The following is a 21604-nucleotide window of genomic DNA, read 5'->3' as shown; positions in this document are numbered from 1 at the left end:
CTGCAAGGAGGCGTTCGACAAGTCGCCGGAACAGTATGTGACTGAATCCCCCCACCCCCCACCCCCCACCCCCCACCCCCTTCAGGTCGTCGAGATTCCGATCAAAGGCATGACGTGCGCGTCATGTGTGGCCACAATCGAGGCTGCACTGTCGAAACTCGACGGTATCAAGAACGCGGCCGTCAACTTTGCGACGCAGGCGGCCACAATCTCGTATGATCCCGAACGGGTGACCATCGATCGGATTGTTCGGGAGGTTCAGAATCTCGGCTACGGGGTGGCGGTAGCAGAGGTCGTCCTGCCGATCCGGGGAATGTCTTGCGCCTCTTGCGTGGCGCACATTGAGCAAGCATTGCAGGCAGTTCCCGGGGTAGTCGCCGCCTCCGTCAACTTTGCAACGGAACGGGCAACGGTGACCTATCTCGACTCCGTCACCGGACCGACTGATCTGCGCCGCGCGATCGAAGCGGCCGGGTATGCGGTCCCGGACATGGCCGCTGCTCCAACGCCGGATGTGGAGAAGACGATGCGAGAAGCGGAGATCCATCTGCTTCGGACCAGGTTTCTGGTCGGGGCGGTCCTCAGCGTCCCAGTCCTGTTGGGCAGCTTCCCTGACTGGTTTGCATGGGCTCCGGCACCGCTCTCCAACCCTTACGTGCTCTTCGCCCTCACCACGCCGGTACAGTTCTGGGTCGGCTGGCAGTTCCATCGAGGGTTCTGGATGAGCCTGACACATCGAACTGCCGATATGAATAGTCTAGTGTCGATCGGAACGAATGCGGCTTACCTGTACAGCGCGGCGCTTACCTTTTTCCCTGCGGCCATCGCGCCAGCGGGGATGGAGGCGATGACCTACTACGACACCGCCGCCATCCTGATGACCCTGATCATCATGGGAAGGTGGCTGGAGGCCAAGGCGAAGGGTCGGACCTCCGAGGCGATTAAGAAACTGATGGGGCTTCGGGCCAAGACCGCTCGAGTGATCCGTGACGACCTTGCGCAAGACATCCCGGTTGAGGAGGTCAAGGTCGGCGACCTGGTGTTGGTCAGGCCCGGGGAGAAGGTGCCGGTAGACGGGATCATCCGCGAGGGTCGGTCGGCGCTTGATGAATCGATGCTGACCGGGGAGAGTCTTCCTGTCGAGAAGGGGCCGGGCGATCAAGTGATCGGCGCCACGATCAATAAGATGGGCAGCTTCAAGTTCGAGGCGACCAGGGTTGGACGGGAGACCGTCCTTGCTCAGATCGTCCGATTGGTCGAGCAGGCCCAAGGATCGAAGGCGCCCATCCAGCGACTGGTCGATAAGATCGCCGGGGTCTTTGTGCCGATCGTCCTAGTTATCGCCGCCGCGACCTTCGGGGTCTGGTTGCTGCTCGGGGGAGAGCAGGCATTTCTCGTGGCCCTCTCGAACTTCGTGGCCGTGCTGGTAATCGCCTGCCCCTGTGCCCTGGGTCTCGCGACGCCTACGTCGATTATGGTTGGAATCGGGAAGGGGGCAGAGTACGGCGTCCTGATCAAGAACGCCGAGAGTCTTGAACGGGCCTACCAGGTGAACGTGATCATTTTCGACAAAACCGGCACGCTGACTATCGGCCAACCATCTGTCACAGACATTGTTCCGAGCTTGGAACCCAACACCCAACACCCAACACCCAGCACTCTACTCCAACTGGCGGCATCGGCGGAACAAGGCTCCGAGCACCCGCTTGGACAGGCGATCATTGATCACGCCAAGGCGAAGGGGCTTGCCCTCGCCGAGCCGCAGGAGTTCAAGGCGATCCCGGGATTCGGGATTAGGGCCGTCGTGGAGGGGCAAAAGGTCCTTCTCGGGAACACAGCCCTGATGCAGGAGCATGGAATCGACCTGGTCGGGACGGACGCGCAGGTGGAAGCGCTCTCGGGAGAGGGGAAGACGGCGATGTTTGTTGCCGCTGATGGTCGGCTTCTCGGGATCGTGGCGGTGGCCGACGTCGTGAAGCCGCATTCACAGTCGGCCGTGGCCGCCCTGCATGGCCTTGGCATCGAGGTCGCGATGATCAGCGGCGATACTCGTCGGACCGCCGAGGCGATTGCCAGACAGGTCGGGATCGATCGGGTATTGGCCGAGGTCCTGCCGGAACATAAGGCACTGGAGGTTCGGCGACTTCAGGAGCAGGGGAAACTGGTAGCGATGGTGGGCGATGGGATCAATGACGCCCCTGCCTTGGCCCAGGCCGATGTCGGGATCGCCATCGGAACAGGGACTGATGTGGCGATGGAAGCGGCTGATATCACCCTGATTGGGGGCGACCTGCGAAGCGTCGTGACAGCGCTGCAGTTAAGCAGGCTGACGATGCGAAACATCCGGCAGAATCTGTTTTGGGCGTTTGCCTATAATGTGGTCCTGATCCCGGTAGCCGCCGGTGTTCTGTACCCGTTGTTTGGGGTACTACTGAGTCCGGTCCTGGCCGGTGCAGCCATGGCGCTCTCTTCGGTCACCGTGGTCAGTAATGCCCTCCGATTGCGACGATTCCGGCCTATGGCCGTAACTATGGCATAAACCAAACACGCTAACTCTACTCAAAAGACTCAACAGACACAATGCACACAAGGAAGGGGGTGGATGAACGCTTATGGAGCGTGATGAAGTGAAGCAGCCCGACCGATCTACCTGTACGATGCACGCAGGCAGACGATCGGTTCTCAGGATCTTTGCCGGAGGTCTGCTCGGCCTTCTCGTCGCGCCTGTTGCTGATTGGCGCGGAGCAGCGAGTTGGGCAGCAGACAGCAATAGTCTGCTTCAGGCAATTCCAAGACGGCCGCGGCCGGTTACGCCATCGCCGGCATTGTTCACTGGGAAGCTGGCAGAAACCTATCGGATCGCTAAGGAAGTGCCGGAGTTGCTCGAGCAGATGCCGTGCTATTGTGGTTGCGGAAGGATGGCCGGCCATCAAAATAATCTGGATTGCTACGCGGACCGGCATGCGGACACGTGAACGATGTGCCAAGACATTACGCTGGATGCGTATGCCATGCACAAGCAGGGAAAGAAGGTTTCAGAGATTAAGGCGGCAATCGACCGAAAATATGCCAGGTAAGAGGAGGAGGAACGATGGCCAAAGATCCCGTATGTCAGATGATGGTGGATGAAAAGCAGGCAGCGGCCACGGCTGTCTATCAAGGCGCGACCTACTATTTCTGCGCCGTAGGCTGCAAACGGGCCTTCGAGCAGTCACCTGAGAAATACATTCAGAAACCCCATAGTTGTCACTAGAACCAGTCGCGGTACTGACAATAGGCTCCGATCACTACTATACTGCTCTCCGATCAGGCGGGCGGCGGGTCGTTTGCCCTAACCCCGATACCCTAAATTCTGATCTTGATGGGCGTTGACAAGCCAATGCTGGTAGTTTACAGTCGCCGAAGTAGATGGAGGGGCCACTTTTCTTTTTGTGCTGCCGACGCAATCAAAGGAGTGAGATATTTGCCTGCCCACTTTTCCGCTCAGGTACGGTGCTCAGTTGTGGCTGCACTTCTTACCGCTGGGTGCCTCGCAGTTGGGGTTGATGTCCGGGCACAAAAAACCCAAGCGGAAAGCGCCGGTCTCAGCCCTGAGGAACAGATCGTCATATCGGTCTATAAACATGCCAGCTCTGGCGTTGTTCACGTCACCAGCACCGCTCTGGCGTACGATGTGTTCTTCAATCCGGTGCCACAGAAAGGGACTGGTACGGGCTTCATCGTGGATGACCGAGGATATATCTTGACTAACAATCATGTGGTGGAAGAGGCCGACAGTCTGGAGGTGACGTTAACCGACAAGAGTAAGGTGCCGGCGAAGTTGATCGGCCGTGACCCCAGTAACGATCTGGCTATAATCAAGATCTCTGTTTCGAAGGAGAAGCTGTTCCCGTTGAAGTTAGGAAGCAGTGATGCCTTGCAGGTGGGACAGATGGCCATTGCCATCGGCAATCCGTTCGGTCTGGATCGAACTGTCACCCGCGGCGTAGTTAGTTCGGTGGGTCGAACGCTCCGTTCCGAAAGTGGACGCCAGATTCGAGGCGTCATCCAGACCGATGCGCCGATCAATCCCGGCAATTCAGGCGGACCGCTGCTTAACTCCAGAGGCGAAGTCATCGGGATCAATAGCGCCATCTATACACCGAGCGGCGGGTCGGTCGGAATCGGTTTTGCCATCCCTATCGATACCGCGAAGCGGCTGCTTCCCCAGTTGATCGCCAAGGGACGAGTCAGTCATCCCTGGTTGGGCGTTGCCGGCCTGGACATCACGCCGGAGGTGGCCAACGCCCTGAAGCTTCCGGTTCGGCAAGGCATCGTGGTGATGCAGGTCTCTCCAAAAGGTCCGGTGGATCGTGCCGGTATCAGGGGCAGCACAAGAAAGGCGCGGGTTGGTAACATGCTGGTCGGTATGGGAGGAGACATCATCGTTGCGGTCGAAGGCCGAAAGGTGACATCGATAGACGACCTGACGGCCTTTCTGGATGGGGAGCGAAAAGTTGGAGATCAGGTGAAGATCGAGGTTCTCAGAGATGGTCGGCCATTCACCCTGTCGGTTCGACTGGGAGAGCTGCCTGAGAAATGAAGGCGGTTCAGAATCTCTTCATCCAGGGGCTCCCGCTCTTGTTCTCTATTTTGCTATACCTACTTCAGGTTTCTAACGCCTCAGCTCTTCAAGGGGGCGAGGTGGTGATTGACGGCCGAGTGACGATTACTGTTGAGGTGGCGCGGACCGCACAGGAACAGGCCAGGGGGTTGGGGGACCGGTCATCGCTTCCAAAGGGTAGAGGGATGCTTTTCCCCTTTGATGCGGCGAAGCCACGGGTATTCTGGATGAAGGGGATGCTGATTCCGATCGATATCGTCTGGATCCGGGAGGGCAAGATCGTGGCCATTGATGCGAGCATTGCGCCGCCGCGCTCACGTGAGACGCCCGCCATCCTCAGTCATGTGGCAGATCTAGTGTTGGAGGTCCCGGCAGGTTTCGCCCTGGAGATGGGCGTCAAGGAGGGGCAGACGGTCCGTGTCAGATATGAAGGATCAAGTCGTTAGCGCGTCATGGTAGCGGCGATGAGACAGTGGATACAGCGCCTGCGAGGACAGGCAATGGCGATAGTCTGGATGGTTCTGTGCGTCATCCTGGCCCCAGGCTTCGTAGACGCTCAGGTTACGGCCAGGGTGAAGGAATCGGCGCTCGAGAACGGACTGAAAATCTTGCTGCTTGAAGAGCACAAGGCGCCCGTAGTGACGATACACGTCTGGTACCGGGTCGGTGCGCGCAATGAGCAACCAGGAACCACCGGACTGTCCCATCTGTTGGAGCACATGATGTTCAAAGGGACCTCGACGCTGGGTCCCGGCCTGTTTTCCAGGACCATCAAGAAAAATGGCGGCCGCGACAACGCCTTTACCAGCGAGGATTATACCGGTTACTTCGAGACATTCGCCTCGGATCGGGTTGAGCTGGCCTTAAAGCTCGAGGCTGATCGGATGCGTAATCTGTTGCTCGATTCGAAAGAGATAGACTCGGAAAAGAAAGTCGTGATGGAGGAGCGGCGGTTACGGACAGAAGACGAGCCTATCTCCGCCCTGAGGGAGGTGATGGAGGCTGCTGCCTTTCAGGCGCACCCATACCGGCAGCCTGTCATCGGCTGGATGTCCGACATCGAGGGGTTGGCGCGGGAAGACCTGGTACGCTACTACAATACCTACTATGTGCCGAATAACGCCGTGCTGATCGTGGTTGGCGACTTCAAGAGCGATGAGTTGTTGTTGAAGATCCGGCAGTACTTCGGCGTGATTCCACGGGGCGTAGAGCCGCCCGCGGTCCGCGCTGTGGAACCGGAGCAACGAGGAGAGCGAAAGCTCTTCTTGAAAAAGGAGGCGGAACTGCCCTTTGTGTTTATGGGGTATCATGTTCCGAACCTCAAACATCCCGACAACTTTGCGCTCGAGGTGCTGGCCTATATCCTGTCCGGCGGCAAGAGTGCCAGAATATACAAGAGCCTGGTCTATGAGAAACAGCTTGCTCTGTTTGCCGGCGGGGGGTATGAGCGGGAAAGCATCGATCCGAACCTTTTCCCTCTGTACGCCAGCGTGATGCCAGGCAAAACGGCTGAAGAGGTTGAAGCGGCTCTGACGGCAGAGATTGAGCGCGTAAAGAATGAGTCCATTCCGGACCGCGAGCTGCAGAAGGCGAAGAATCAGATCGAAGCCGGCTTCCTGTTCGGGCAGGATTCGGTATTCAATCTGGCCAGACAACTGGCCGAGTATGAGATCGTGGCAGGCTGGCGCGCATGGGAGGCGTACCTCCCAGGGATCCGCGCCGTCACGGCAGCGGATCTGCAGCGGGTTGCCAAAACCTACCTGACGCCGGAAAACCGCACCGTTGCCGTGCTAATCCCGACGAAGAGCAAACCATAGTGCGCGGTGCGAAGTGTTAAGTGCAGGGTTTAGGGGTTGGGGTTTAGGATTTATATACCCCATACCCTACACCCTAAACCCTATACCCTGGTTTTGAGGTGCGAAGGATAATGATCAGCGCGAGACGCGGATACCGATGGGGTTTGTCGTTCAGCCTCATTCTGCTCCTGCTGCAGCCCATGCTCGTAGCTGCGGCGCCGTTAGCCGAACGGCAGGTTCTGGAAAACGGGCTGACGCTGCTGGTCAGAAGCAGCCGGGCGCTGCCGATTGTCACCATCAGAGTGACCGTGCAAGCGGGCTCCCTGTGGGAGCAGAAAGGGCGTGCGGGGTTGGCTAATCTGACAGCCCTGCTGTTGACGAGGGGCACGGCGACTCGGACGGCCGCCCAACTTGATGAGTCGGTGGACTTCATCGGCGCCTCTCTCTCTTCATCCGCTGATCGGGATCTGAGCGAACTGGATCTGACCGTATTGAAGAAGGATTTACCAAAGGGGCTGGAACTGCTGACGGATGTCCTGCGTCATCCGGCCTTTGAGCAAGGGGAGATCGCCAGGAAGGTGCAGGAGCTCAAGGCGGCGCTACGAAAGCGACAGGAGGATCCTGGTGAGGTAGCTCACGAGGCATTTAATGATCTGGTCTTTGGGAGCCACCCGTACGGCCGTCCGCTTGAAGGGACCGACACAACCCTCGCCACGATCACCAGGGATGAGATTGTGAGGTTCCATCGCGATCACTATACTCCGGAACGGACCTTTGTCACCGTGGTGGGCGACATTGACCGAAGCGAGATCACCAACCAGATCCGCGCGCTGCTTGGCTCGTGGCCGAAAGGCAATGGAACAGTGGCGAGGGCGACGGAGCCCACGCCCCTTCAGGAGAAGATCGTCGTCAAAAGGATCGACCGGAACGTGGCGCAGGCAAATATCGTCCTTGGCCATCAGGGAATCCGGCGGGATAACCCGGATTTCTACGCCTTGACGGTGATGAACTACATCCTGGGCGGGGGCGGCTTCTCTTCCCGTCTGGTGGAGCGAATACGTGAGCAGAAGGGCTGGGCCTATGATGTCAGCTCCCAATTCTCTCCCGGCCTGGAGCGAGGGTCGTTTCGGGTGGTGCTGCAGACGAAGAATGAGACCGCTGGCCCGGCGGTACAGGAGGTGGTGCGGGAGCTTCGGCGGATCCGGGAGCAGGGAGTAACCGATCAGGAACTGGCTGATGCGAAGGCCTACCTCACCGGAAGCTTTCCTCTTCGGCTTGATACCAACGCGAAACTCGCCGGGTTAATTTCCTCGGTGGAGTATTATAAGCTGGGTCTGGATTATGCGGACCGCTACCGGTCGCTGATCGATGGCGTCAGTAAAGAGGATATCCTGCGGGTAGCGCGCACCTATCTCAATCCGGAGGGTTACGTCCTTGTCGTCGTGGCCGACCAGGCGAAGGCAGCGCTCTCCGAGTAGGGTAGGGCGAAGACAAGAGGCTGCTGATGTTGGGGACCGGCGAAGCATTGACCGTCTGGATGGCCCTGGGGGCCGGGGTCTTTTCTTTCCTCTCACCCTGCGTGCTCCCGATCTTTCCCTCCTACCTCTCCTTCGTGACCGGCCTCTCGTTCGGTGAACTGTCGGGCTCAGTGGACAATGCCAGAACACGCCGGGCGATCATCCTGAACGCCCTCTGTTTCATCCTCGGCTTTTCCGTCGTCTTCATGTCGTTGGGCGCCTCCTTCAGCCTGCTGGGTCGGCTCCTGTTTGACTATCAGCAGATTCTCAGAAAGGTTGGGGGCGTGCTGGTCATCCTGTTCGGTCTGTACATTGCCGGCTTCCTCAAGCTCCCGTTTCTTAGCCGGACGGTCCGGGTCGAGTTGCATGATCGGCCGGCCGGATATCTGGGCGCGTTTGTCGTGGGGGTGACCTTTGCCGCCGGCTGGACCCCGTGTGTCGGCCCGATCCTGGGCTCCATCCTGCTGTACGCGAGCACGGCCAAGACTGCCGAAACCGGGATCCTGCTGCTCGGCGCCTACTCGCTCGGCCTCGCCATTCCATTCTTTTTGAGTGCTCTTGCCATCAATCGCTTTCTCGACTATTTTGACCAGTTGAAACATCTGGTACCGATTGTGAGTGCCGTCGGCGGGATCTTCCTGGTCGTTGTCGGCTGCCTGCTGCTCACTAACTATTTCACGCTCCTCTCGGCCTACGCCCTTCGCCTGACGCCGCAATGGCTTTGGCAGAGGCTCTGAACATCACAAATAGGGTATAGGGGTTAGGGGCTCTAGGGTCACACCAGAAAAGATCGTACTAATTGCTACATACTTCACTGCTTGTGCCCTGTCTTTCGTACGTGGCGCCTATCTCTCCACATACCCGTTATCAGTGAACCAGCGGACCGCCTCCTCAAGTGCTTGTTCGATCGGCGATTGCGGCAGTCCCAGCTCCCGCACAGCCTTGGAAGCGTCAAAAAACATCCGTCGCTTGGCCATCTTCACCCCCTCCAACGGGATTCGTGGTGGCTTCCTGGTAATGAAATGAGAAAGCCAGTGGTTCGCATAGGCCAGCGGTAGGATCAATTGATACGGCACACGGACTCTTGGTGGCGGGAGCTGTGCGATCTGTCCTAGGATGGCGAAGAGTTCATGCAGCGTCAGGTTGCTTCGACCGAGGATGTACCGCTCTCCGACCCGGCCGCGCTCGGCAGCGAGCAGATGGCCTTGCGCCACATCAGCCACGTCGATAAAATTCAGGCCGGTGTCGATGTATGCCGGCATTCGGCGATTTAAGAAATCGACAATAATCTGACCCGTCGGCGTGGGTTTGATGTCGCGCGGTCCGACCGGTGTGCTTGGGTTGACGATCACGACCGACAGTCCGCGAAGCGCGGCCCCTCGCGCCTCTTCTTCGGCCAGAAACTTTGACCGCTTGTAGTGGCCGGTCATCTGGTCAAGGCTGACCGGCGTCTCCTCATTGGCTGGAGCGCCATCTTCTCGGTGGCCGAGCGTGCCGACGGTACTGGTGTAGACAACCCGCTCAACCCCTTCCTCCATGGCGGCTTCCAATAGATTTCTGGTGCCGTCCACGTTGACCCGGTAAAAGACCTCCGATGAGGGCTCCCAGAGCGAGTAGTGAGCCCCGACATGGTAGAGCCGCCGGCACCCTTTAACAGCCTGTCGTAGCGATTTCTTATCAAGGAGATCGCCGAAGGTCAGTTCAATGTCGAGACCGTCGAGGTTCCGGAGGTCGCTTCCGCGCCGAGCCAGCGCCCGGACGGCATGCCCTTCCGAAAGCAACAGCCGGACCACAGCCGTGCCGACGAAGCCGGTCCCACCCGTGACAAGGGTCAGCATAGACTGGATGTTACGCGAACAGTCCCGTTTAGGCAACGGTCAATGCAAGGCGCGAAGAGCGCGTGCAGGGGCAGTTCCTTGTAGCTGCCCCAAGGGCGCTAGGAGGTTATCGATTGGGAGAGGGATTCGATTTGTCGCCGGAATGCCTCATCGGTTGTGAGCCTCCGCTTGATCTTCTCGCAGGAGTGAATCACTGTCGTATGGTCCTTTCCGCCGAATGCCTCGCCGATCATCGGCAGCGAGGAGGCGGTCAGCGTTCGACTGAGGTACATGGCCACCTGGCGCGGTAAGACTACGCCCTGGTTTCTCTCCTTGGACTTGAGATCCTCGACCTTGACCCGGTAGAACTCGGCTACCGTCTGCTGGATGGCAGTCAGCGTGATGACCTTGGCCCGTTCGGCGGTCAGTTCCTTCAGTGTCTCCTGGGCGAGCTCCAGGGTGATGTCCCGGCCCGTCATCGAGGCGTAGGCGATGAGACGGACCAGCGAGCCTTCCAGTTCCCGGATATTCGACTGCACGTTCTTGGCGATAAAGAGTGAGACATCATCAGGGAGTCGCGTGCCCTCCGCCTGGGCTTTCTTCCGAAGGATGGCGGCCTTTGTCTCAAGGTCTGGCGGCTGGATGTCGGCGATCAGTCCCCACTCGAACCTGGAGCGTAACCGCTCCTCCAGCGTGGGGATCTCGCGTGGGAGGCTGTCAGAGGAGATCACAATCTGTTTCGAGGAGTCGTACAACTCATTGAAGGTATGGAAGAACTCCTCCTGGGTCCGCTCTTTGCCGGCGATAAACTGGATGTCGTCGATGAGCAGCAGGTCCAGGCTGCGGTAGCGGTTACGGAACTCACCAGTGGAATCAAAACGGATGGCATTAATCAAGTCGTTCGTAAACTTCTCAGATGAGACATAGGACAGCCTGAGTCTGCCGTTTCGTTTGAGGACCAGGTGGCCGATCGCATGGAGCAGGTGGGTCTTCCCCAGGCCAACGCCCCCATAGATAAAGAGCGGGTTGTACGCTTTCGAAAGCTGCTCTGCCACGGCCAGACAGCCGGCGTGGGCGAATTGGCTGGAGCTACCCACGACGAAGTTCTCGAAGGTATACTTCGGGTTGAGGATTGCGGTTTCGTTCCGATATCGCTTGATCGGTCGCCTGGCAGCAGGCTCTGGCCTCACATCGGGCTCGCTCTGCCCGCCCGGCTCAGCAACACGGAGGACTACCTCGACATTGGTGAACATCAGATCCGTGAACACCGATTTGAGAACGGTGAGATAGTGGTCCTCGAACCACTCCTTAAAGAATTGATTCGGGAGCCGAACCGTAACACATGAGCCTTCCAATGACTCCAGGGCCAATGGGCGAAACCAATTGTCGAAGCTTTGGCGCGTGACCTTACCCTGAATGGTCGACAGGGCTTCTTTCCAGATTTCTTGTGCCTTGGCAGAAGAATTGGTCGGATTCACCTGCGCGCTTTGCCCATTGTTATCCACAGGAAGCCTCCTTATATAACGTATTAAATCTATTAGGAAAGTTCTTTGCGATTGCCAGAGAATCCCTGTCAGACGTGGTTTCCATTATCCACAGATTTATCCACAGGTGTGGATAAGGCGTAAATGGTTGCCCTGCCTTATGAAGAGGGCATTTGTTCCCGATGCTTGACGGGTTCGTAAGATAAGGTGACTGTGGAAAACCGTGTCTCATGCGTCATTACCGGCACTACGTTGCTGAAGAGATGTCTCTTTTAGCCCACCACAGCACGACTGTCAAGTCATTTGTGGGCTTGGGAAAATAATCATTTGTTGATAAAAAATAACCGTGTTATCAATATGTTACGATGATTCACTTCACTGTGATACAGCCGTCGGCTGATAAGCAGGCGTCTCGTGAAGCCATGGGCAGTGCAGCGCGAGCTATCGCGGCACGCGGGGCCGCGTTGACAGTGAGGGGAGGGCATGCTAACGTGACACCGATCTTACGTATCAGGTGCCAAGTGAAAGCGAAAGACGATCATGAATCATAGATCTTGGATGTTGGATTTACAACCCAGGATCCAATCCCCAAGACCTAAGATCGTTCTTGCATGAGAAAAAGGTGAAGGATTGAAGAAGAGTGGGGTATCAATCTACGAGCAGTTTCGCCGGATGCATCCTCGTTCTGAGGGCCTGTTCCGTCGAGCGCAGACGACCATTGCGGGCGGCCTGACTCACGATATCCGACACCTCCAGCCCTTCCCGATCTACGTGGAGCGGGCCCAAGGAGCCAGGAAGTGGGACGCCGATGGTCACGAGTTAATCGACTACTGGGTGGGACATGGGGCGCTCATTCTTGGCCACGGGCACCCGGCTGTTCGAGAAGCCATCGCCGAGCAGCTCGGTCGGGGGACCCACTACGGCGCCTGCCACGAACTGGAGGTTCGGTGGGCCGAGCAGGTGCTGAAGCTCACCCCGTGGGTCGATCGAACTCGCTTCGTCGGTTCTGGCACTGAGGCAACGCTTCTGGCGATCCGGCTCGCTCGGGCCGCAACGGGTAGGGGCAAGATTGTCAAGTTCGAGGGCCACTTTCACGGATGGCACGACTACGCGGCGGTTGCGGTCCGTCCGCCTTTTGACCGGCCTGTTTCCGCCGGCGTTCCGCAAGGCGTTCTTGATGAGATCCTCATTTGCCCGCCTAACGACTGGGACGCGTTCATGGCCTTGGCTTCAGGCAGGGACGATATCGCCGGTGTGATCCTGGAGCCGGCGGGTGGCAGTTGCGGCACGATCCCGACCGACTACGACTTCCTGACCCGACTCCGCGAATTCACCCGAGCCCAAGGCGTAGTTCTCATCTTCGACGAGGTGATCAGTGGATTCCGCTTAGCCCCTGGTGGCGCACAGCAGCGGTATGGGATTTACGCGGACCTGACCACGCTGGCCAAAATCCTGGCCGGGGGACTCCCTGGTGGGGCCGTGGTCGGCAGCGCCCCTCTGATGGACCAGATGGCCTTCAGGGATGATCCGATCTGGAATCGGGAAGAGCGGGTGGGTCATGCCGGCACCTTCAACGCGAATCCGCTCTCAGCGGCGGCCGGTCTGGCGACGCTCCAGATTCTGGCCGACGGCCAGGTCCAGATCGAAGTCGATCGTACCGGACAGACGTTGCGCAACGGGCTCACCGAGGTCATCAAGGCACTCGGGGCGGATGTCTGTGTCTACGGTGAATCTTCAATCGTCAACCTCTTCCTCGGGCCTCATCGTCATGACCTTGTCCTCGACCAACCCTTCTTCAAGCTCAACCACCACCTCCTCATGGACCATCCGAACCATGAGGCATATCACCGGCTACGGTGTGCGCTGATCCTGCACGGCGTCGATTTTCCCCTCTTTCACGGATGGCTCTCGGCGGCGCATTCGGATGAGGAGATCGAGAAGACGATTCGAGCCTTCGAGGCTGCACTTCGTCTGATGCAGGACGAAGGCGCCCTATAAGCGTGAACTCTGAACGCCTGACAGGGCGGCTGGCTGAGATTGTCGGAGCAGATCATATCTTCGCGGCAGAGCTCTGTGCCCCATACGCCGTGGATGGCAAGGCCCCCAAAGCGGTCGTCCTCCCTGCGAATATGCAGGAGCTCTCCGAGGTCATGAAGTTCGCCTTCTCCGAGCGGGTTTCGGTTGTGCCGTGGGGAAGCGGAACGAAGATCGGCCTTGGGGGTATCCCTGCGAGGGTCGATCTGGTTGTTGGACTGACGCGGCTCAATCAGATCATCGATCACGAACCGGGTGATCTCACGGCGACCTTCCAAGCCGGAACACCGCTTCGCGAGGTCCAGACGTCTCTTCGCGGCAGCAGCCAGTTTCTACCCTTCGATCCGGCGCGCTCCGAGCAGGTAACGATCGGGGGTATCCTTGCCACCAATGCGAGCGGTCCGTGGCGACACCGGTATGGGACCGCCCGCGACCTGGTCATCGGGATTCGCGTCGTTCATGCTGATGGTACTGTCACGAAGGGCGGCGCGAAGGTGGTCAAGAGCGTCAGCGGATACGACATGAACAAACTCTACGTCGGCTCACTGGGGACGCTTGGGATTATTCTCGAGGCCACCTTGAGACTCTATCCACTGCCGGCCGTCGAGCGAACCTGGGTAGGGTCGTTCCTGACGGGCGAAGCGGCTGCCTGCGCGATGGCTCAGATCCTTCACTCAACCATCGTCTGCACCAGGATCGAGTTCCTTTCACTCTTTGCGACACAATCGGTTAGCAGGCAGGCCGGCTGCGTATTTCCTGCGGGGACTGTCACAGTGGCTGTATCGGTGGGAAGTGTACCCGAGGCGGTAGATACCCAGATTGCGGCCATCAGGAAGCTCTGCCACCTGGATGGGGCCGTGACTGGATCCCTCTTGGAGGGGAGCGCACAAGAAAGCTTGTGGAGAGCCATCTGCGACTTTCCGTCAGCGAGTGACGATGGTCGGAGTTGGGTGATGCTGAAGGCGAGTGTCCTGCCTACAAAGGTCTTGAAGACCATCCACCGCGCTGAAGCGCTTGGCCGAGATCTCGGCCTGGAGTCGGCCGCCGTCTCTGAGGCCGGCTGCGGGATCATCCGGTTGTGCTGGAGGGATGAGGCGGGTTCGCAGGAGAAGGGTCCGGCCTCCATCGCGAAAGGGGTTGAGGAGCTTCGAGGATGGATCCTGCACGATGGTGGGAGCCTGGTGATCCTGTCTGCTCCGCCGGCAATTAAGGCCGGCGTCGATGTGTGGGGTCCGGTCGGAAACGCCCTGTTCCTGATGCGGGAATTGAAACGATCACTCGATCCCCAAGGACTCCTCAATCCTGGTCGCTTCGTGGGAGGCATCTAAGAGCGAGAGTATAGAGGGTAGGGTATAGGTAAACATGGAGAAGCGAAGGATCGTCAAAGAGCTGGCGGCCATTGTAGGCTCGGAGTGGGTTATCTCGGATCCGGTTGAGCTGACAGTCTACGAATGCGATGGGATGACTTTTCTGGAGAAGGGGCCGCCTGATCTTGTGGTCCTTCCCGATAGTACAGCGCAAGTGGTTGAGGTGGTGAAGTTCTGCGACAGGGAGCAGCTTCCCTTCCTCCCGCGTGGAGCGGGGACCGGGCTGTCTGGTGGCGCCATTGCTGTTCAAGGCGGGGTAATTATCGGACTGAACCGCATGAACCGGATCCTGGAGATCGATCTTGCGAATCAGCGAGCCGTGGTAGAGCCGGGCCTGGTGAATCTTACCCTGACTCAGGCCGTTATTGACCGTGGGTATTACTTTGCCCCGGATCCTGCAAGCCAAGCGGCCTCCAGCATCGGCGGCAACGTGGCGGAGAACGCCGGAGGCCCTCACTGCCTGAAGTACGGGACCACGACGATGCATATCCTCGGACTGGAACTGGTCCTGCCATCGGGGGAGATTGTGCAGGTTGGCGGCAAGACACTGGACTGTCCCGGCTACGACCTGACTGGCCTCTTTGTCGGCTCAGAAGGGACCCTGGGGATCGCGACGAAGGTGACCGTCCGCCTCCTGCGCCAAGCTGAGGCCATAAAGACGCTGCTGGCCTCATTCCGCACCATCGACGCGGCCAGCGAGGTGGTATCGGAGATCATTGCCACAGGCATGATCCCCTCGGCCCTGGAGATGATGGATCGTCACATCATCAAGGCGCTTGAGGAGTGGTTGCAGATCGGCTACCCTGAAGGCGCCGGCGCGGTGCTGCTGATCGAGTTGGATGGTCCTGCCGCGGAGATCGAGGCCCAGGCTAAGGGGATCGAGTTGATCTGCGCCCGGCACGGGATCCTTGACCTTCGCATCGCCCAGGATGAGCAGGAGCGAACACTCCTCTGGAGGGGACGGAAGGGTGCGGTCGCTGCCGTAGGCCGGATTACCCACGAATTTTACCTGCAAGATGGCGTGGTCCCTCGGACTACACTTCCGCAGGTGCTCAGAGAGATCGAGGCGATCGCGGAACGCAACGCGTTCGTGATTGCGAACGTCTTCCACGCGGGTGACGGCAACCTCCACCCCCTGATCTGCTTCGACTCCCGCAGGGAAGGCGAATTGCAGAGAGCCATTGCGACCGGGGCGGAGATCATGAGACTGTGCCTGTCTGTCGGAGGCAGCATCACGGGGGAGCATGGAATCGGGATAGAGAAGATCGACTTCATCCCCCTCATGTACAGCTCGGACGATCTCGAGGCGATGCGGAGAGTTCGGGTGGTCTTCGACCGCTCTTTACGGTGTAACCCCGGCAAGCTCTTGCCCACCGCCAGGTCCTGTGGTGAAACTCATGTTGCCTATCGGCCACACCGTGTTGAACGGGAGGGCCTCGCCCAGCGCTACTGACCTCTTTTCGCCCGTCTCCCAGCTCTTTCCTTGGAGCCTATCCTGCAAACTTCCGCTCACCCTTCGACACGCTCAGGGCGAACGGAATATGCATTGAAAAGTATAGATGGTTAACCGTTCGTGCTGAGCTTGTCGAAGCACAATAAGGGGTTTACAGGACAGCTTCTTTATCGGCCTTTGTGGCCTTGGCTCGCCTTTCAGACAGCGAAGGGCGCCTGTCTGTGCGTGCCACACACAGACAGGCGATGGGAACATGCAGGTAACCGGACAGCCTCACCATACGTACTTATGAATGATAGAAGGAAAGACCAGGAGTCTGCCGAGAGATGGCGAGAAGCCTCAGAGCGAGAAGCCCATCTCATCCGGCAGGCGCAGGAAGGCGACCAGCAAGCTTTCGAGGCCCTGCTCAGGCTGTATGACCGGCATGTGTGTACCATCATCGGCAGCTTTCTCCGGCGGAAGCAGGACGTAGAAGATCTGGCTCAGGACGTCTTTCTGAAAGCGTACCTGGCCATTGGGCGGTTCAGGCCGGGGGCCCCATTCGCGCCGTGGCTTCGCCGGATCACCGTCAACACCTGTTACGATTACCTTCGGAGAATCCGTCGACACGCTGAGGTGACCTTTACCGACTTGGGGGAAGGTGAGCGTGATATTATGCATTGCCTGGCCGAGCAGGGGTATTCGTCAATTGAGACCCAGAGCGGAGATCAGATTGCAGCCAGAGATCTTGCGGAGCGGATTCTAGCCGACCTTGCGCCAAAGGATCGACTGATCATCACATTGCGGGAAGTTCACGGACTTGAGATTGCGGAGATTGCCGATGCCATCGGCTGTACCAGAGCGGCCGCGAAGGTCCGTCTATGGCGGGCGCGCCGGGCAATGCAGGCTTGGCTTCAGCGCATGATCCGTCAGGAAGAAGAGGCGGCACATCGTGAAGGAGGGGGCGGATGACTTGTCGCAAGGCAAAGAAACTGTTGAAGGATAAGGGCCGGGAAGGCCACTCCTCTGCAGACTATAATGCGCTCGCACTTCACCTGAAGAGTTGCCCTCCGTGCGGTGAGGCGAGACAGATCGCCAGGCTGTCGTCGGCGCTCTTTCAGGCCTTGCGCGAAGAGACCGGACCCGGACCTACCTTTTACCCTCGGTTGCGAGCGCGATTGGAGGAGTTGGAGATCAGCCAGCCCGACATACGCCTGCTTCATGCCTGGGGATTCGCCAGGCGATTGATCCCGGCGCTGGCTATGGGAGTCCTGCTGCTCGCCGGGGTGACGCTCCCGGTGGGCGGATCGCGCTCGTCGCTCCCCGTTCAGGTGCGTGGCGGAACGGACGTGTACGCCTTTTCCCTGGAGGAAGTAAACCTACCGGGAGTGGTCGGACAGCCCAGTCGGGACCAGATGCTGGCGTTTGCGTTGAGGCAGGATGACGCGCGCGGGCCCTCACCCTCGCTCCCTCTCCCGGTGGGAGAGGGAAGGGGTAAGGGCGAAGTGCGGGATGGGTCAGATGATCGAGACACGCGCTAAGGTTGGACTCGCCTTTCTCGTCGTCTTTCTCCTGGGTTTTGCGGCGGGCGCCCTGAGCTGGTCGGCGTACTCTCGCCGGAGGGAAGCGATGCCCCAGGCTGTTTGGACTGGGAAGTTCAATCGGGAGCGCTACGTCCAAGAGCTGACGGAGGCGGTACGGCTTCAGCCGGCGCAGATGGGCGCATTGAATGCAGCGCTGGATGAGACGCGCGAGGAGTTTCTGGCCCTGCGCAAGCGTCTTCAGCCGCAGTTCGAGGAGGTAAGACAGCGGGCGCGTCAGCGAATTCGCGGGGTCCTGAATGCCGAGCAGCAGCCCCGCTTCGAGGCGTTTGTCAAGCGGTGGGACGAGGAGCGTCGGGTGCAGGAACAGGCGGCCTCGCCACCTCCGGCGTCGGAGCGCAAGCCGTAGAATAAGGTATAGGGTGAATGGTGAAGGAGGAAAGGAGGTAGCATGACGGCGTTGCAGCGCATAGTGTACTCGTGGACGATGTCGGCGATGTTTCTGATCATTTTACCTGTTGTGGCGGTGGGAGCGGAGAACGTTCTTTCATCCCCTCTTGATCCGACTCGCGTCGGGGTATCTGACGATCTGAGGCGCCTGGTCGTTCAGTCAGTGCCCCAAGCGGAATCGGGCCAGACCGAGCTGACGGAGGTAGGCGAACTTCGCCTTTCCCTCCGCGAGGCCGTCCTGCTGGCCGTGAAGAATAACCTGGATATTGTCATTTCCGCTTATAACCCAAAACTCAAATCCGAGGACATCGTTATTGCGAAGTCGATCTTTGATCCGACCTTCTCCCTTACGCTCGATGCGAACCGGACGACCTCGCCTACAGCGACGCGGCTTGCAGGAGCAACGGTCAACACAATAGAAAATCGAGATGTCAATACCTCTCTCGTTCAGAAGCTGCCGTTCGGCGCCAGCTACACGTTGGGCTTGACCAATAACCGATATAAAACCAACTCGCAATTTGCCGATATCAACCCCTCGTACAAGTCGGTCCTGACGTTGAGCATCACGCAGGATCTCCTCAAGAACTTCGGCGTCGATGTGAATACCGCGCCGATCAAGATTGCCAGGAACAATCAGGCGATCTCGGTGACGCAGCTCCGTCAACAAGCCAATCAGGTGATCACCAGTGTCCACAACGCCTACTGGAACTTGGTGTTTGCGATTGAGAACCTGGAGGTTCAGCAGCGGTCGCTGCGCTTGGCGAGGGAGTTGGAGGAACTGAACAGGGCCCGGGTACGAGCTGGTGTCGCGGCGCCGGTCGAGGTGACGCAAGCGGAGGCTCAGGCTGCCGCCCAGGTGCAAAACGTAATCCTGGCCGAGAAGGCGATCAAGGACGCCGAAGATCAACTCAAGCTTATCATCAACTTCCCTGACGGTGAGCGAATCTGGGCTAGGACGCTCCTCCCAGCCGACACGCCACCGTTTGAAGTGGTCCAGGTGAATACGGATGCCAGTATTCAGGAGGCCCTGGAGAAGCGGCCAGAGTATGCTGCGCAAAAGTTGACCATTCAGAACAGCGACCTGAACCTCAGAGTCGCCAGGAACCAGTTATTGCCCAGTCTCCAATTGCAGGGCAATGTCGGCCTCAACGGCTTGAACGGCAGCGCCGGCGGCGATCTGGATCGGTTGACCTCAGGCGATTTTACCCAGTGGTCGGCAGGCTTGGTCCTGACGTACCCGTTAGGCAACCGCTCCGCCAGGTCGGCATTTATTCAGGCAAAGCTCAGCCACGATCAGGCTGAGACAAGTCTGTTGAATCTCAAGCGACAGATCATCACTCAGGTTCGGGAGGCGGTCCGTCGCGTGGAGGCCGATGTCCGTCGCGTGGAGGCCACCAGAGCGGCGCGGGTGCTGGCGGAGGAGCAGCTCCGGGTCGAGCAGAAACGGCTCGAGGCCGGCGTCACGACGACCTTCAACGTCCTGTCGTTCCAGCGAGACTTGGCGGCAGCCCAAGCCAGCGAGATCCAGGCGATCACGACCTATAATCAGGACTTGGCCAATCTCGAGCTTCAGAAAGGCACGATCCTGGAGAAAAATCAGCTCGAGCTGTGATACCCATGAAAATACCAAAAGCGAAGGCGCTATCGGTCATCATTGGCCTGAGCGTACTGTCCAGTCTGGGTGGCTGGGCGTACCTGCGCGGGCAAAACCACGTTGAGTACCGGACAGCCAAGGTAGAGCGGGGGGACATCGAGGCCACCATTTCGGCGACCGGCAACCCCAACGCCGTCGTCACCGTTCAGGTCGGCAGCCAGGTCTCCGGGAATATCAAGGAGCTGCATGCCGACTTCAACACCAAGGTCAAGAAAGGGCAACTGGTGGCCAGGATCGATCCGGAGATCTTTGAGGCCAAGGTGAACCAGGCGAAGGGCAACCTGGAAAATGTCCGAGCGGCCGTCCTCAACGCCCGGGCGATGATCCAGAAAACCGAAGCCGACATCGCCAATGCCAGGGCGTCACTGGAAGCCGCGAAGGCGAACGCGGCCAAGGCCAAGGTCGCCGTCCTGGACGCTCAGATCAAGCTCAGAAGCCGGATCGATCTCTATAAAGAGGGCGGCATCTCGGCCGAGGAACGTGATTCGGCGCAGGCCAACCACGATTCCAACGTCGCGGCCCTCGAGGCCGCGAAGGCCCAGGATCAGGCCGCGGGCTATACCATTCGCGCCACCCAGGCCCAGCACGAGGTTGCCGTCGCCCAACTCGCGTCGGCTGAGGCGCAGGTGAAGCAGAACGAGGCGGCCCTGAAGCAAGCCCAGGTTGACCTCGATCATACCTATATACGGGCGCCGGTGGACGGGACCGTCGTCTCGCGAAATGTGGATGTCGGACAGACGGTAGCAGCCTCACTCCAGGCGCCGACCCTGTTCCTGATCGCGCAGGACCTGACTAAGATGCAGGTGGACACGAACGTGGATGAGGCCGACATCGGACGGGTTCACGTGGGGCAGGACGCAACCTTCACCGTCGACGCCTTTTCGGGTGAGATCTTTAAGGGAAAGGTCGTGCAGATTCGGCAGGCGGCCATCAACATCCAGAACGTCATTACCTATGATGCCGTAATTGCAGTGTCCAACCCTGATCTCAAACTCTTTCCGGGGATGACGGCGAATGTCAAGATCTTGGTGGACAGGCGCGAGGGCGTCCTTAAGGTGCCAAATGCCGCCATGCGCTTCCGGCCTCCGGGCCTCAAAGGCCAGTCGGCAGGCAAGGAGGGGGCTGTTCGCGCATCCGCTTCAGGTGCGGGTACAGGCGAAGGCGCACCAAGGGCCCGTGGGGGGGCAAAGGGAGGCAGCAGTCAGACCATTTGGGTGTTGGGACACGACCAAACGCCTCAGCCGGTATCGGTGAAGTTGGGCATCACGGATGGAAGCACCAGCGAGCTGCTCGAGGGCGATCTGAAAGAGGCAGACGAGGTGATCATCGGGGCTGTGTCCAAGGAGGCCTCGGGCGGGCCGGCGCAGCCGTTCGGCCAGCGTGGGCCGAGATTCTAGGTCAGGGGTCATGGCAGCGCTCATCGAGATCGAGGATCTGGTCAAGCACTACCGGCTCGGAGACATGACCGTCCAGGCGCTGAGGGGGGTCTCCTTCCACATTGAACGGGGGGAGTTTGTGGCGATCATGGGCGCCTCCGGGTCCGGCAAGTCCACCTTGATGAACATCCTGGGATGCCTGGACAAGCCGACATCCGGCAGCTACCGTCTTGACGGCGTCAGCGTGGGTCAACTCAGTCGAGATGAGCTGGCCGATATTCGAAATAAGAAGATCGGCTTCGTCTTTCAGTCGTTCAACCTTCTGTCGAGGACGAGCGCCGTCGCGAACGTAGAACTGCCGCTCCTCTATAACGGTGCTGCAGTCCGCGACCGCCAGACCAAGGCGCTCAAGGCGCTGCACGCGGTCGGACTGGCCGGCCGTGAGGATCACCACCCCAGTCAACTGTCCGGCGGCCAGCAGCAGCGGGTGGCGATCGCCCGAGCGCTCGTCAACGATCCGCAGATCATCCTGG

At 59.1% G+C, this 21604-nt stretch carries 19 protein-coding genes; 17 read left to right on the top strand and 2 right to left on the bottom strand.

Annotated elements, in window-relative coordinates; translation table 11 throughout:
- From PHV01_RS11340 to PHV01_RS11305, 8 genes are all read left to right on the top strand, one after another.
- Window positions 1–2539: heavy metal translocating P-type ATPase (locus PHV01_RS11340; RefSeq protein ID WP_337291274.1), on the top strand; the 2539-nt coding region annotated here is incomplete at its 5' end.
- A gap of 73 nt (window positions 2540–2612) precedes the next feature.
- The gene (locus PHV01_RS11335; protein WP_337291273.1) at window positions 2613–3077 is read left to right on the top strand and encodes a CYCXC family (seleno)protein; all 465 of its coding nucleotides are present in this window, start codon (window positions 2613–2615) and stop codon (window positions 3075–3077) included.
- Window positions 3078–3091: 14 nt separating this feature from the next.
- Window positions 3092–3253, top strand: a complete 162-nt coding sequence (locus PHV01_RS11330; protein WP_337291272.1) for a YHS domain-containing protein — start codon at window positions 3092–3094, stop codon at window positions 3251–3253.
- A 249-nt stretch (window positions 3254–3502) separates the two neighbouring features.
- Window positions 3503–4582, top strand: a complete 1080-nt coding sequence (locus tag PHV01_RS11325; RefSeq protein WP_337291271.1) for a trypsin-like peptidase domain-containing protein — start codon at window positions 3503–3505, stop codon at window positions 4580–4582.
- 104 nt (window positions 4583–4686) lie between these two features.
- Complete coding sequence (locus tag PHV01_RS11320) at window positions 4687–5049, top strand: DUF192 domain-containing protein (RefSeq protein ID WP_337291270.1); 363 nt, start codon at window positions 4687–4689, stop codon at window positions 5047–5049.
- Window positions 5050–5067: 18 nt separating this feature from the next.
- Entirely contained in the window at window positions 5068–6420 is a 1353-nt protein-coding gene (locus PHV01_RS11315) for a pitrilysin family protein (RefSeq protein ID WP_337291269.1), read from the top strand.
- 110 nt (window positions 6421–6530) lie between these two features.
- A complete protein-coding gene (locus PHV01_RS11310) occupies window positions 6531–7877 on the top strand; it encodes a pitrilysin family protein (RefSeq protein WP_337291268.1) in 1347 nt (448 codons plus the stop codon).
- 26 nt (window positions 7878–7903) lie between these two features.
- The gene (locus PHV01_RS11305) at window positions 7904–8653 is read left to right on the top strand and encodes a cytochrome c biogenesis protein CcdA (RefSeq protein ID WP_337291267.1); all 750 of its coding nucleotides are present in this window, start codon (window positions 7904–7906) and stop codon (window positions 8651–8653) included.
- A gap of 108 nt (window positions 8654–8761) precedes the next feature.
- Here PHV01_RS11305 and hpnA read toward each other — a convergent pair whose 3' ends face one another.
- Together hpnA and dnaA are read right to left on the bottom strand one after the other, a co-directional pair.
- Window positions 8762–9754, bottom strand: coding sequence for a hopanoid-associated sugar epimerase (hpnA, locus tag PHV01_RS11300; RefSeq protein WP_337291266.1), 993 nt, complete (start codon window positions 9752–9754; stop codon window positions 8762–8764).
- Between the two features lie 98 nt (window positions 9755–9852).
- A complete protein-coding gene (dnaA, locus tag PHV01_RS11295) occupies window positions 9853–11238 on the bottom strand; it encodes a chromosomal replication initiator protein DnaA (RefSeq protein ID WP_337291265.1) in 1386 nt (461 codons plus the stop codon).
- Between the two features lie 609 nt (window positions 11239–11847).
- On the opposite strand from dnaA, the gene PHV01_RS11290 reads away from it, so the two are divergent.
- The 9 genes from PHV01_RS11290 to PHV01_RS11250 form a co-directional block, all read left to right on the top strand.
- The gene (locus PHV01_RS11290; RefSeq protein WP_337291264.1) at window positions 11848–13215 is read left to right on the top strand and encodes an aspartate aminotransferase family protein; all 1368 of its coding nucleotides are present in this window, start codon (window positions 11848–11850) and stop codon (window positions 13213–13215) included.
- 2 nt (window positions 13216–13217) lie between these two features.
- The gene (locus tag PHV01_RS11285) at window positions 13218–14579 is read left to right on the top strand and encodes an FAD-binding oxidoreductase (protein WP_337291263.1); all 1362 of its coding nucleotides are present in this window, start codon (window positions 13218–13220) and stop codon (window positions 14577–14579) included.
- Window positions 14580–14613: 34 nt separating this feature from the next.
- Complete coding sequence (locus tag PHV01_RS11280; RefSeq protein ID WP_337291262.1) at window positions 14614–16071, top strand: FAD-linked oxidase C-terminal domain-containing protein; 1458 nt, start codon at window positions 14614–14616, stop codon at window positions 16069–16071.
- A 288-nt stretch (window positions 16072–16359) separates the two neighbouring features.
- Window positions 16360–17022, top strand: a complete 663-nt coding sequence (locus PHV01_RS11275) for a sigma-70 family RNA polymerase sigma factor (protein WP_337291261.1) — start codon at window positions 16360–16362, stop codon at window positions 17020–17022.
- A complete protein-coding gene (locus PHV01_RS11270) occupies window positions 17019–17591 on the top strand; it encodes a hypothetical protein (RefSeq protein ID WP_337291260.1) in 573 nt (190 codons plus the stop codon). The genes PHV01_RS11275 and PHV01_RS11270 overlap by 4 nt, the downstream gene beginning before the upstream one ends.
- Window positions 17572–18000, top strand: a complete 429-nt coding sequence (locus PHV01_RS11265) for a hypothetical protein (RefSeq protein ID WP_337291259.1) — start codon at window positions 17572–17574, stop codon at window positions 17998–18000. Before PHV01_RS11270 ends, PHV01_RS11265 begins: the two co-directional genes overlap by 20 nt.
- Window positions 18001–18042: 42 nt before the next feature.
- Window positions 18043–19653, top strand: a complete 1611-nt coding sequence (locus PHV01_RS11260) for a TolC family protein (RefSeq protein ID WP_337291258.1) — start codon at window positions 18043–18045, stop codon at window positions 19651–19653.
- Between the two features lie 5 nt (window positions 19654–19658).
- Window positions 19659–21092, top strand: a complete 1434-nt coding sequence (locus PHV01_RS11255) for an efflux RND transporter periplasmic adaptor subunit (protein ID WP_337291257.1) — start codon at window positions 19659–19661, stop codon at window positions 21090–21092.
- A 10-nt stretch (window positions 21093–21102) separates the two neighbouring features.
- The coding region (locus PHV01_RS11250; protein WP_337291256.1) for an ABC transporter ATP-binding protein at window positions 21103–21604 on the top strand (502 nt) is incomplete at its 3' end.

The organism is Candidatus Methylomirabilis sp. (assembly GCF_028716865.1).
In the GTDB taxonomy this organism is placed as follows: Bacteria; Methylomirabilota; Methylomirabilia; order Methylomirabilales; family Methylomirabilaceae; genus Methylomirabilis.
This window is presented reverse-complemented; position numbering and strand designations above follow the sequence as displayed.